Source organism: Tahibacter caeni (assembly GCF_024609805.1).
GTDB lineage: Bacteria > Pseudomonadota > Gammaproteobacteria > Xanthomonadales > Rhodanobacteraceae > Tahibacter > Tahibacter caeni.
In genome coordinates, this window is the sequence record NZ_JANFVR010000138.1 from 1 (window position 1) to 12,053 (window position 12,053).

10 protein-coding genes and 1 pseudogene are annotated in these 12,053 nt (G+C 70.0%); 9 read left to right on the forward strand and 2 right to left on the reverse strand.

Annotation, left to right across the window (positions count from 1 at the left end):
- Both NON22_RS13050 and NON22_RS13055 read left to right on the forward strand, forming a co-directional pair.
- Positions 1–517 (forward strand): annotated as a pseudogene (locus NON22_RS13050) (aldehyde dehydrogenase (NADP(+))); the annotation flags it as partial.
- A 170-nt stretch (positions 518–687) separates the two neighbouring features.
- Complete coding sequence (locus tag NON22_RS13055) at positions 688–1,908, forward strand: RCC1 domain-containing protein (protein ID WP_257387378.1); 1,221 nt, start codon at positions 688–690, stop codon at positions 1,906–1,908.
- Between the two features lie 124 nt (positions 1,909–2,032).
- On the opposite strand, the gene NON22_RS13060 is transcribed toward NON22_RS13055, so the two are convergent.
- The gene (locus tag NON22_RS13060; protein ID WP_257387379.1) at positions 2,033–3,364 is read right to left on the reverse strand and encodes an amidohydrolase family protein; all 1,332 of its coding nucleotides are present in this window, start codon (positions 3,362–3,364) and stop codon (positions 2,033–2,035) included.
- A gap of 74 nt (positions 3,365–3,438) precedes the next feature.
- Positions 3,439–3,846, reverse strand: coding sequence for a hypothetical protein (locus NON22_RS13065; protein ID WP_257387380.1), 408 nt, complete (start codon positions 3,844–3,846; stop codon positions 3,439–3,441).
- Positions 3,847–3,938: 92 nt separating this feature from the next.
- Between NON22_RS13065 and NON22_RS13070 the strand changes: the two genes are divergently transcribed.
- The 7 genes from NON22_RS13070 to NON22_RS13100 form a co-directional block, all read left to right on the forward strand.
- Positions 3,939–4,469 carry an MGMT family protein gene (locus NON22_RS13070; protein ID WP_425507978.1) on the forward strand — a complete coding sequence of 177 codons (531 nt, stop codon included), beginning with the start codon at positions 3,939–3,941 and terminating at the stop codon, positions 4,467–4,469.
- Between the two features lie 212 nt (positions 4,470–4,681).
- On the forward strand, positions 4,682–6,451 hold the full coding sequence (locus NON22_RS13075) for a DUF1800 domain-containing protein (protein WP_257387381.1): 1,770 nt from the start codon (positions 4,682–4,684) through the stop codon (positions 6,449–6,451).
- Between the two features lie 10 nt (positions 6,452–6,461).
- A complete protein-coding gene (locus tag NON22_RS13080; RefSeq protein ID WP_257387382.1) occupies positions 6,462–7,853 on the forward strand; it encodes a DUF1501 domain-containing protein in 1,392 nt (463 codons plus the stop codon).
- A gap of 299 nt (positions 7,854–8,152) precedes the next feature.
- On the forward strand, positions 8,153–9,040 hold the full coding sequence (prpB, locus tag NON22_RS13085; RefSeq protein WP_257387383.1) for a methylisocitrate lyase: 888 nt from the start codon (positions 8,153–8,155) through the stop codon (positions 9,038–9,040).
- Positions 9,040–9,603: a hypothetical protein gene (locus tag NON22_RS13090; protein WP_257387384.1), complete on the forward strand. Its 564-nt coding sequence runs from the start codon at positions 9,040–9,042 to the stop codon at positions 9,601–9,603. Before prpB ends, NON22_RS13090 begins: the two co-directional genes overlap by 1 nt.
- Before the next feature lie 251 nt (positions 9,604–9,854).
- On the forward strand, positions 9,855–11,009 hold the full coding sequence (gene prpC / locus NON22_RS13095; protein ID WP_257387385.1) for a bifunctional 2-methylcitrate synthase/citrate synthase: 1,155 nt from the start codon (positions 9,855–9,857) through the stop codon (positions 11,007–11,009).
- 234 nt (positions 11,010–11,243) lie between these two features.
- Positions 11,244–12,053: ATP-binding cassette domain-containing protein (locus NON22_RS13100; RefSeq protein ID WP_257387386.1), on the forward strand; the 810-nt coding region annotated here is incomplete at its 3' end.

The following is a 12,053-nucleotide window of genomic DNA, read 5'->3' on the forward strand; positions in this document are numbered from 1 at the left end:
GCAGGCCGGCGTCGCGGCGCTCGTTGCGCCGGCACAGCCCGACGGCCGTGCGCAGCCGGCGCTGTACGAGGTCGACGCCGCGCGGTTCATCGCCGACGCGGCGCTGCACGAAGAAGTCTTCGGTCCGACGAGCCTGGTCGTGCGCGCGCGCGACGCGGTCGAGCGGCAGGCCCTGGCCGCGGCGCTGCCGGGCCAGCTGACCGCGACCGTATACGCCGACGCCGGTGACGCGGCCGAGGCCGCGCCGCTGGTCGAGAGCCTGACGGCCGTCGCCGGCCGCGTGCTCATGAACGGCGTGCCGACCGGCGTCGAAGTCGCCGCGGCCATGGTCCACGGCGGCCCGTATCCGGCCAGCTCCGACGCGCGCGCGACCTCGGTCGGCACGGCCGCGATCGAACGCTTCGCGCGCCGCGTCTGCTACCAGAACGTGCCCGATCCGATGCTGCCGCCGGCGCTGCAGGAAGCCAATCCGCTGCAGCTCTGGCGTCTCGTCGACGGGCAGCGGCGGCGCGATTGAGCGCAGCGGCATAACGGAGGCACGGCGCCGCGCCATCGCGAGCGGTACGACCGGCAGCGGCCGTCCGCTCGCCGGCACCGTTCGCCGCAGACGAGCGAATCGCGCGACGACGGCCTGCGACACCGCGGCCCGTTTCCGCGCCCTGCAGCGGCGATCACCGGAGAATCGCCATGCTGCCTGACCGCCGTCGTCTGCGTTCGTCCCTCGCTGCTTCCGTGTCGCTGATTTTCCCCGTCCTCGTCGGACCTGCCGCGACCGCGGCGACGCAGCCGCTCGCCGGCATCGTCGACGTCGGCGCGGGACAGAGTTTTTCGTGTGCACTGAGCGCTGCCGGCAATGTCTACTGCTGGGGCAGCAATACCAACGGCAACATCGGCAACGCGAGCTTCGCGAACGCGACGATCGCGGTGCCGGTGTACGGCTTGAACGGCAACGTCGCCAGCCTCGGCATCGGCGGCGTGCACAGCTGCGCGGTCCTGCGCGACGGCAGCGTGCGCTGCTGGGGTTCGGGCGCGCGCGGCGAGCTCGGCAACGGCGCGACCGTGGACCGGCACACGCCGGTCGTCGTGACGGGCCTCAGCGGCGTCGTCCAGGTCGTCGCCGGCAACGTGCACAGCTGCGCGCTGACCGCGGCCGGCGCGGTCAGGTGCTGGGGGTCCAACAGCGCCGGCCAGCTCGGCGACGGCAGTTTCACCGACCGTTCGACGCCGGTGGACGTCGCGGGGCTCGGCAGCGGCGTCGCCGCGATCACGGCCGGCTTCCAGCACACCTGTGCGCTGACGACGGCCGGCGCAGTCAAGTGCTGGGGACGCAACAACTGGGGCCAGACCGGCAACAACGACGTCAACAACCAGCAGTTTTCGACACCGGTCGACGTGATCGGCCTCGGCTCCGGCGTCGCCGCGGTCGATGCGGACGTCGGCGACACGGTCTGCGCGCTGCTGACGACGGGTGCGGTCAAATGCTGGGGTCTCAACGCGAACGGCGACGTCGGCGACGGCACGGCCGGGACGAACCGGCGCCAGCCCGTCGACGTGGTCGGACTGTCGGGCGGCGTCGTCGCGATCACGGCCAAGTGCGCCGTGCTCGCGCCGTCGCGCGCGCTGAAGTGCTGGGGTTCCAACGGATCGGGCCAGATCGGCGACGGCACGACGACCGCGCGCACCGTGCCGGCCGCGGTCATCGGCTTCGGCAGCGACACGCGCAAGGCGCGCGGCGTCGGCGGCAACCGCTGCGGCATCAGCGTGGCCGGCCGGCTGCAGTGCTGGGGGGCCAACGCCAACGGCCAGCTCGGCGACGGCACGACGACGAACCGGCCGACGGCCGGCGACGTGCTCTACGACGGCGACCCGGTCTATCGCGGCGGTTTCGAGGCGCCGCCGGTGCAATGAGCAAATCCGCGTCGGCCCGCGAGCGGCACGGTGCCTCGCCCGGCGCGACCGCGGCGACCTGCGTGTTGAAGCGCCGGTCGAGGCGTTCTTCCGCTCCGTCGTGCAGGCGCCGCGGCGGGGCGCGCTACTTCACGCGCTTGCCGTGCTTGATGACGATGTCGACGTTCTGCAGCAGCGCGATGTGGCGCAGCGCGTCGCCGCGCACCGCGATGATGTCGGCGTACTTGCCTTCGGCGACGCTGCCGTAGTCCTTGTCGGCCTTCATCGCGACGGCGGGCCAGTACGTCGCCGCGCGGATCGCGTCGACGGCCGGCACGCCGAGCCGGTTCACCCAGACTTCGAGCTCGTGCCAGGTGCTGTCGCTGTGGAACTTCATCGGTATGCCCGAATCGGTGCCGACGAGCAGGAGCACGCCGTTGCCGCGCAGCTGCTCGAACTTCGTCTGCAGGGTCGGCCAGCGCTGCGGCGTCTGCTGGAAATAGGCGATGCGCTCCGGATGCGCGAGCGAGGCGCGTATGTCGGCGACGATGTCGGGCGGCAGGCCGAGATGCCAGCGCGCGTCGTCGATGTGCTCGTGGTGCTTGACCACGTAGGGAAAGTTGTAGAGGCCTTCGATCGTCGGCGTCCAGAACAGCGGCCCGGCGGCCATGTTCGCGGTGCGTTCGCGCAGCGCGTCCATGATGTCGTCGGGATAGCGCGGCGCGGCGGCGAGGCCCGTGTGCTCGAGGCAGTCGGCGCCGTATTTCAGCGCGCGGCGTATTTCCTCGGGCCGGTGCGCGTGGGCGACGACAGGCTTGCCGCGCTTGTGCGCCTCGTCGATGACCGCGGCGACTTCGGCCTCGCTCATCTGGTCCTGGTCGATGAGCTTGATCACGTCGACGCCGGCATCGGCCAGGCGCTTGACCTTCGCGCGCGCGTCGGCCGGCGAGTCCACGCCCCAGCGGAACGCCTCGGTGCCGGGGTAGGGCTTCTTCTGGATGAAAGGCCCGGACACGAACAGGGTCGGGCCGTCGATCTCGCCGCGGCGTATGGCGTCGCGCACGGCGATGGATTCGGCCAGCGGCGCGCCGAGATCGCGCGCACCGGTCACGCCGGCCATCAGCAGCTGGCGCGCCGAGGCCGGCATGACGGGATCGCGCAGGCGGCCGGCGTAGGCCTTGTCCCAATGCGCGTAGTCCGCGTGGCCGTTGATCATCAGGTGCACGTGCATGTCCCAGAGTCCGGGCAGCACGGTCATGCCTTCGGTGGAGACGATTTCGGCGTCGGCCGGAATCGCGAGCTCGCCCTGGCTGCCGACGGCGACGATGCGCTCGTCGCGGACGATCACGACGCTGTCGGCGATCGGGTCGCGCAGGGTGCCGTCGACGAGCGTGCCGCCGACCAGCGCGAGCGTGCGGGCATGGACCGGCAGCACGGCGAAAGCGGCCAGCAGGGCCGCGGCGATTCGGGCATTCATGGACGGGCTCCGCAGGAGGAGCCCGATTCTGTGTCGACGGCGGCCGGCGCGGCAACGGCGCGCCGGCGCGGGAATCAGAACGCGTCGCCGCCGGCGGAGATGGCCTGTTCCATGCGGTCGCCGAGCGGGCCCATCTCGGCGATCAGCAGGTCGATCTCCTCGACCACGAGGTTCTCGTACGGACGGTTCTCGCAGAGCTGCAGATACGGCGAGCCGTCGAGGTCGCTGACCGCGAGATAGCCCATGCGCTGTTCCCAGTTGAAGCGCAGGCAGCGCTTGGCGTCCATGCCGGTCAGCGGGCCTATCGGCGTGGAGATGCGCAGGAACTTGCGGCCGTCCTCGTGATCGAGCTCCGACAGATAGATGCCCTGGTGGCGGCTGCCGCCCTGCAACAGCAGGTCGAAGCTGATCAGATACGGATCGTTGATGCGCAGCTGATGCTTGGCGCTGACGTGCGAGCGGATCTGCTCGAAGCTGTGCATGGAACGGCTCTCCGGGGGGGATGGCGCGTATGCTACCGGACCGGCAGCGGCGAAGTGGCGCCAATGGGGTTGGTCGGATGGCGAAACAAGACTTGACAGCGCGGCCCGAAACCGCCGCTGCGGCGCCGGCCGGCGAGGCGGCGCTGGCGGCGATTCACGCGACCGTCGCGAAGATTCCGCCCGGCCAGGTCAGCAGTTACGGCGAGATCGCGGCGCGCGCCGGGCTGCCGGGCCGCGCGCGCCTGGTCGGCAAGGCGCTCGGCAAGGCACCCGAAGGCGTCGAGCTGCCTTGGTTCCGCGTGCTGCGCTCCGACGGCCGCATCGCGTTTCCGCCCCAGTCCCGGCCGTATCGCGAGCAGCGCGCGCGGCTGATCGGCGAGGGCGTGCGCGTCGAGCACGGCCGCGTCGATCTCGCGCGCTACGGCTGGGACCGCAATCTCGACTTCGCGCTCTGGGCGCCGCCGGACGAGGCTGCCGTATCGCGCAAGTCCGCTGCCGCCGGCCCGGCGGAGAAGCCGGCCAAGGCGAAGCCCGCCGCGCGCAAGCCGGGCGGGGCAAAGCCCGCATCACCGGTCAAGGCGGCGGCGCCGAAGACCGCGAAGCCGGCCGCGCGCCGCCGTTGATCCGCTCCGCCGGTCGCGCGCAAACCGCCGGCCGTCGCGAGGCGCGCGCGACTGTGCGCCCGCTCGCGCTCGCGTCCCCATCGCACCGCTAGTCTGCGCCGCGCTCCGTCGGTCGGTGCGGTTGCCGGTTTCGTGACCGTGTCCGCATTCGGCGCTGTTCGCAGCGGCGGGCGACCGTCGTTGCGTGTACCGGACCACGAAAGGAGAGGGCGATGGAGATGGAATCACGGCGGCGCGGCCTGTGCCGGCTCGCGGCATTCGCGCTGTTCTGCGCGGCGCCGCTCGCGCAGGCGCAGGGCCTCAGCCACAGGCCCGATCCGATCTGGCGGCACGGTTTCGAAGCCGCGTCGGCCGGACCGTCCAGCGACGCCGAGGCGGCGCGTTTCCTGAACCAGGCGACGTTCGGCGCGACCCTGGCCGACATCCAGCATCTGCGCCAGGTCGGCTACGAGGCCTGGTTCGCCGAGCAGTTCGCCGAGACGCCGTCATACCAGGCGCCGTACCTGGACTGGGCCGGCCAGTTCTCCGGCATCTATCAGCAGGACCGGCTCGAAGCCTGGCTGATCCATTCGGTCGGCCTCTACGACCCGAGCAATCCGCCGCGCGTGCACAAGGACCAGCTGCGCCAGCGCGTCGCGTTCGCGCTGTCGGAGATCTTCGTCGTGTCCGACCAGAACCCGGGCCTGGAGCTGCAGGCCTGGGCCACGGCGAGCTGGTACGACATGCTCGCGGCCAATGCGTTCGGCCGCTATCGCGACCTGCTCGAAGGCGTGACCCTGCATCCGGCCATGGGCATCTATCTGTCCATGATCGGCAACCGCAAGCCCGATGCGGCCTTGAACATCCGTCCCGACGAGAACTATGCGCGCGAGATCCTGCAGCTGTTCTCGATCGGCCTGAAGCAGCTCAACCCCGACGGCACGCCGGTGCTCGTCGCCGGCCAGCCCGTGCCGACCTACAACCAGAACACCGTGCGCGGCTTCGCCCACGTGTTCACGGGCTGGAATTTCAATAATTGCACCACCGCCGGCTACCCGGGCTGCGTCGGCGACTATCACGCACCCGAATCGGCCGCGATGCGCGAGCCGATGCTGCCGTTCGAGGCCTACCACGACACGACCACGGCCAAGCAGCTGCTGGTCTACGACGGCGTCGCGCTGCCCGGCGGACTGCTGCAGCCCGGCGGCACCGCGCGCCAGGAACTGGCGGCGGCGCTGGACAACATCGCCGCGCATCCGAACGTCGGCCCGTTCATCGCGCGGCAGCTGATCCAGCGTCTCGTGACCAGCAATCCGAGTCCGGCCTACGTCGCGCGCGCCGCGGCGATCTTCAACGACAACGGCGCCGGCGTACGCGGCGATCTGCGCGCCGTGATCAAGGCCGTGCTGCTCGACAACGAGGCGCGCCACGGCTATTCCGGCAACGCGGTGGACCGCTACGGCAAGCTGCGCGAACCGTGGCTCAAGCTCGTGCAGCTCTGGCGCATCACCGCGCCGCGCTCGGTCAATGGCCGCATCAATCTGCTGATCAATCCGTCGCTCTGGTACGGCCAGGCGCCGCTGCGTTCGCCGAGCGTGTTCAACTTCTTCCGGCCCGGCTTCCAGCAGCCCGGCGAGATCCGCGATCTCGGCCTCGTCAGTCCGGAATTCCAGATCGCGACCGACACCATGCTCGTGACCACGCCGAATGATCTGGGCTGGCGCATCTTCTACTTCTACGTCGGCAGCAGCTACAGCTATGCGCAGGATCCCGACCAACTGCTCATGGACTATGCGACGACCCTGAATCCGCTGGCCGCCGACCCGGCCGCGCTCGTCGAGCGGCTGAACCTGCTGCTGATGTCGGGCCAGATGTCGCCGTTCATGCGCGACGTTCTGGTCACGCGGCTGAACGCGCTGGCCAACGCGAACGGCGGCCGCGACCGCGTGCAGCACGCGCTGTATCTCGTGCTGAGCTCTCCCGAATATTCGATCCAGAAGTGAGGCCGCCGCCATGAAGACGACCCGTCGCAACTTCCTGCGCCATTGCCTGCACGCCGCATTCGGCGGCGCCGGCGTCTGTTCCGCGCTCGGCAACCTCGGCCTGCTCAACGCGGCGCTGGCCGCCGGCAACGGCACGATATTTCCGGACTACAAGGCGCTGGTCTGCGTGTTCCTGCACGGCGGCAACGACAGCTTCAACACCGTCGTGCCGCGCGACGCGGCGCACTACGGCGTCTACGCGGCGTCGCGCGGCGCGCTGGCCGTGCCGCAGAACCAGCTGATCGCGCTCGACCCGTTCGCCGACGGCCTGCCCGGCGACGGCGCCTCCTACGGCCTGCATCCGCAGATGCAGCTGCTGGCGACCCTGTTCGGCGACGGCCATGCGGGCATCGTCGCGAACGTCGGCACGCTGATCCATCCGGTCACGCAGCTGCAATACCAGCAAGGCACGGTGCCGGTGCCGGCGCAGCTGTTCTCGCATGAGGACCAGGCCAACCTCTGGCAGACCTCGCGCCCCGACGACGGCAACGCCAGCGGCTGGGGCGGGCGCATCGCCGACCTGATGCATGCGGGCAATCCCAACCAGGCGCAGTCGATGCTCGTCTCGCTGGAAGGGCAGGCGCTGTTCCAGCGCGGCGACGTCGTCAACCAGTACGTGATCGGCTCCTACGGTGTCGAGCAGATCGGCTATCTCGACACTTGGGACAACCAGGCCGGCGTCGCCGCGTTCAACGCGCTGCTGCAGGACGGCGGCCAGGCGCACGTGTTCGAGCGCAGCTATGCGCGCGCGATGAACAGCGCGATTGCGAACTACGAAGCGATCGGCGCCGCGCTGACCTCGGCCGGCGACGTCGCGACGGTATTTCCGGAAAGCCGCCTCGGCCGCCAGCTGCACATGGTCGCGCGGCTGATCAAGGCGCGTAACGTGCTGAACCTGCGCCGGCAGATCTTTTTCGTCAGCCTCGGCGGTTTCGACACGCACGGCAGCCAGTCCGACGTGCATCCGGGCCTGCTCGGCGATCTCGCCCAGAGCCTCAAGGCGTTCTACGATGCGACCGCGGAGCTGGCCCTGGCCAACCAGGTCACCACGTTCACGGCGTCGGATTTCGGCCGCACGGTCTCGATCAACGGCGACGGCACCGACCACGGCTGGGGCGGCCATCACTTCGTCGTCGGCGGCGCCGTGCGCGGACGGCGCTTCTACGGCCGCATGCCGTCGCTCGCGCAGAGCGGCAACACCGACGACGCCGGCTACGGCCAGCTGATCCCGACCCAGTCGGTGGACCAGTACGCGGCGACGCTCGCGCGCTGGTTCGGCCTCGGCGAAGGCGGCATCGACGACATCCTGCCGAACCTCGGCCACTTCGCGAGCCGCGACCTCGGTTTCCTGACGACGACGTAGGCCGCGGCGAGCGCAGCCGCGTGGTGATTGCCCGGCGAAGACCGCCGATCGACGCAATTCCCGGGCCGTTGCGCCGACGTTGACCGACGGTCGGCGGAATCCGGACGGATTGCCCGGCATTCCGGTGCGCGCCTTCGCGGCGAAGGTGCCTGGGTGTGTCGCGGTTCGCCGGCGGCTCAGCGGCAGCCGCCACGCGGGCGCCGGCCGCGCCGGCGTTCGACTTTTGTCGGTTTCGGGCGTCCCGGCTGCCCAGAGCGCCGAACTGGCTTAAAATCCGCGGTCTTTGAGCGGAGATCTCCATGAGCCAGACCCTCAGTGCCGGCGCGCGTTTCCGCGAAGCCGTCGCCGCCGAACATCCCCTGCAGGTCGTCGGCACGATCACCGCCTATGCCGCGCGCATGGCCGAACGCGTCGGCTTCAAGGCGATCTACCTGTCCGGCGGCGGCGTTGCGGCCAACTCGCTCGGCATGCCGGACCTGGGCATCAGCACGATGGAAGACGTGCTGACCGACATCCGCCGCATCACCGACGTCTGCCCGCTGCCGCTGCTCGTCGACGTCGACACGGGCTGGGGCGGCGCGTTCAACATCGCGCGCACCGTGCGTTCGCTGATCAAGGCCGGCGCCGGCGCGCTGCACATCGAGGACCAGGTCGCCGCGAAGCGCTGCGGCCACCGGCCCGGCAAGGCCATCGTGCCGAAGGACGAGATGGTCGACCGCATCAAGGCCGCCGTCGACGCGCGTCACGAAGCGGGTTTCGTGATCATGGCGCGCACCGACGCGATCGCCGTCGAGGGCCTGGACAAGGCGATCGAGCGCGCGCAGGCCTGCGTGGAAGCCGGCGCCGACATGATCTTCCCCGAGGCGATCTACACCCTGGAGCAGTACCGCCAGTTCCGCGACGCGGTGAAGGTGCCGATCCTCGCCAACATCACCGAGTTCGGCCAGACGCCGCTGTTCACGACGACCGAGCTCGGCTCCGCCGGCGTCGATATCGTGCTGTACTGCTGCGGCGCCTACCGCGCGATGAACCAGGCGGCGCTGAACGTCTACGAGACCATCCGCCGCGACGGCACGCAGAAGGCCGCAGTGCCGACCATGCAGACGCGCGACGCGCTGTACGACTTCCTCGGCTATCACGCCTACGAGCGCAAGCTCGACGAGCTGTTCGCCAAGTCCGGCGACTGATGGACGAGGCCGCGGCCGCTGAACCGAGCACGTCGCCGCGGCGCGACTGGAACGGCGTTTCCGCCGTGATCGCCGCGCTGATCGGCCTGCTCGCGCTGTTCGTTTCAGGCTACACCGCCTGGTTGCAGCGCCAGCAGGTGCGCGCGCAAGTCTGGCCCCGCCTGCTGTTGATGAGTTCCGACACGCAGCAGGAATGGCTGGTCATGAACAAGGGCGTCGGGCCGGCGCTCGTGCGCAGCGCACGCCTCCGCTTCGACGGCGCCGTGCAGCGCGACTGGGCCGCATTGGCCGGCGCGCTGCGGCTGGAGCCCGGCGAGTACGTCCAGTCCACCGTCAACGGCACCGTGCTGAGCGCCGGCGAACGCTACGTGATGGCGCAGTTTCCGGAGCGCGCGGTCTGGGAGCGCGTACGTCCGCAGCTCGCGCGAGTGGAGCGGCGCCTGTGCTTCTGCTCGACGCTCGACGAATGCTGGGTAGTGGAAAGCGGTGGTGCGCGGCGCGAGGACGGCTATCGTTCCGTCGATCGCTGCGAGCGCAACGAGGCCGAAGAATTCAATGATTGAAAACGGCAGATGACATTCAACGCCGGCGTGGCGCCGGAAATGCCTCGCCGAGCCGGCATCTGCGATGGAGTCGTAGCGGCAAGCAGCAATACGGAGCGACGGAGTAAAACTTGCTCAGGTCGCCCGAAACGGCCCCCTTGAGTCAAGGGGGCGCCAGACGCCGACCGGCGTTTGGCAGGGGTTGTGGAGATGAGCAGGTGGGCACAAGAGCCACGCTGCGAACGTATACCGAGGTCGTCCCAGGAGTTTCTATGAGCGAAGCGGCACAGCAAGTCCTTCCCAAGGCCAAGAAGTCCGTGGCCCTTTCCGGCGTCGCGGCCGGCAATACCGCGGTCTGCACGGTCGGCCGCAGCGGCAACGATCTGCACTATCGCGGCTTCGACATCGCCGACCTGGCCGAGAAGGCCACGTTCGAGGAAGTCGCGCACCTGCTCGTGCACGAGCACCTGCCGACCGCCTCGGAGCTGCGCGCCTACCGCGCCAAGCTCAAGCGCCTGCGCGGCCTGCCGCAGCCGGTCAAGGCCGCGCTGGAGCTGCTGCCCGCGGCGACGCATCCGATGGACGTCATGCGCACGGGCGCGTCGGTGCTCGGCACCGTGCTGCCGGAGAAGGAAGCGCATCCGATCTCCGAGGCGCGCGACATCGCCGACCGGCTGATGGCCTGCTTCGGCTCGATCCTGCTGTACTGGTACCACTACAGCCACAACGGCCGCCGCATCGGCACCGAGACCGACGACGAAACCATCGCCGGCCACTTCCTGCACCTGCTGCACGGCAAGCCGGCCAGCGCGCTGCACGAGCGCGCGCTCGACCGTTCGCTGATCCTCTACGCCGAGCACGAGTTCAACGCGTCCACGTTCACGGCGCGCGTGATCGCCGGCACCAACAGCGATTTCTATTCGGCCATCACCGGCGCGATCGGCGCGCTGCGCGGTCCCAAGCATGGCGGCGCGAACGAAGTCGCGATGGACATCATCGCGCGCTACCGCAGCGCCGACGAGGCCGAAGCGGACATCCGTGCACGCATGGAGAAGAAGGAAATCATCATCGGCTTCGGCCACCCGGTCTACACGATCGGCGACCCGCGCAATCCGATCATCAAGTCGATCAGCCGCGAGCTCTGCGAAGCCGGCGGCAACCGCAACCTGTTCGAGGTGTCCGAACGCATCGAAACCCTGATGTGGGACCTCAAGAAGATGTTCCCGAACCTCGACTGGTTCAGCGCGTCGAGCTATCACATGATGGGCGTGCCGACGCCGATGTTCACGCCGCTGTTCGTGATCGCGCGGACCTCGGGCTGGAGCGCGCACATCATCGAGCAGCGCATCGACGGCAAGATCATCCGTCCGAGCGCGAACTACGTCGGCCCCGACGACCGCGAGTTCGTCGCGATCGAATCGCGCTGAGCGTGGCGGCCCGCCGCCGTTCGCGGCGGCGGACCGGCATTGCGCATCCGAATCGGCACGGGCGCCGCCAAGCCCCTGTCGCGGTTGCCTGGCTGCGGCCTTTCGGTTAGCGTGCGCGTCCCTTCCCACGGCACGAGGTAGTCGTCCGATGCGCCAGTAATGCCGCCGTCCCCGTGACGGCCTGTCCGCCCCGTCTTTTATGGACGGATCGCGCCCGGCATTCCTGGTATCCGCATGACGAATCCTCTGCTTGCGCTGGACCGCGTGTCCTGCGTGCTGCCCGACGGCAGAATCCTGTTTTCCGATGTCGATTTCGTGCTCGACCGGCGGCCTGTCGGCCTCGTCGGCCGCAACGGCGTCGGCAAGTCGTTTCTCGCGCGCGTGATCGCCGGCCGGACCGTGCCTTCCGCCGGTCGCCGCACCGGCGCTGCGTGCGTCCACTATCTGCCGCAGCAGATCGCCCCCGGGCCCGGCGCCACGGTCGCCGATCTGGCCGGAGTTGCCGGCGCGTTGCGGGCGCTCGCGCGCATCGAGAACGGCGAAGTCGCGGTCGAGGATTTCGACCTCGTGGCCCAGCGCTGGGATCTGCGCGAACGCTTCGCCGCGGCACTGGACGCGCACGGCCTGGGGCATCTCGATGCGCAGCGGCCCGCAGTCAGTCTCAGCGGCGGCGAACTCACGCGCGTCGCGCTGCTCGGCGGCTGGCTCGCCGAGGCCGACGTGCTCGTGCTCGACGAGCCGACCAATCACCTGGACCGGCCGCACCGCGAGGCGCTGCGGCGCCGGCTGCAGGCCTGGCGCGGCGGCCTGCTCGTCGTCAGCCACGACCGCGAGTTGCTCGACGGCCTGCAGCGCATCGTCGAGCTGTCGCCGGCCGGCCTGGCCGATTATGCCGGCAACTACGCGTTCTATGCGCAGAGCCGCGAGGCGGCCCAGGCGCGCGCCGTGGCCGAGCTCGCGCGCAGCAAGCACGCGCTGCGCCGCGGCGAAGCCGAACAGCGCGTCCAGCGCGAACGCGTCGAGCGGCGCCAGTCGCGCGGCCGC

What these genes read in the sequence shown, in the direction of transcription:
- NON22_RS13075 (WP_257387381.1), top strand. Translation starts at nt 4,682, where the DNA reads ATGGAGATGGAATCACGGCGGCGCGGCCTGTGCCGGCTCGCGGCATTC.
- prpC (WP_257387385.1), top strand. Translation starts at nt 9,855, where the DNA reads ATGAGCGAAGCGGCACAGCAAGTCCTTCCCAAGGCCAAGAAGTCCGTG.
- NON22_RS13080 (WP_257387382.1), top strand. Translation starts at nt 6,462, where the DNA reads ATGAAGACGACCCGTCGCAACTTCCTGCGCCATTGCCTGCACGCCGCA.
- prpB (WP_257387383.1), top strand. Translation starts at nt 8,153, where the DNA reads ATGAGCCAGACCCTCAGTGCCGGCGCGCGTTTCCGCGAAGCCGTCGCC.
- NON22_RS13065 (WP_257387380.1), bottom strand. Translation starts at nt 3,846, where the DNA reads ATGCACAGCTTCGAGCAGATCCGCTCGCACGTCAGCGCCAAGCATCAG.
- NON22_RS13060 (WP_257387379.1), bottom strand. Translation starts at nt 3,364, where the DNA reads ATGAATGCCCGAATCGCCGCGGCCCTGCTGGCCGCTTTCGCCGTGCTG.
- NON22_RS13055 (WP_257387378.1), top strand. Translation starts at nt 688, where the DNA reads ATGCTGCCTGACCGCCGTCGTCTGCGTTCGTCCCTCGCTGCTTCCGTG.
- NON22_RS13090 (WP_257387384.1), top strand. Translation starts at nt 9,040, where the DNA reads ATGGACGAGGCCGCGGCCGCTGAACCGAGCACGTCGCCGCGGCGCGAC.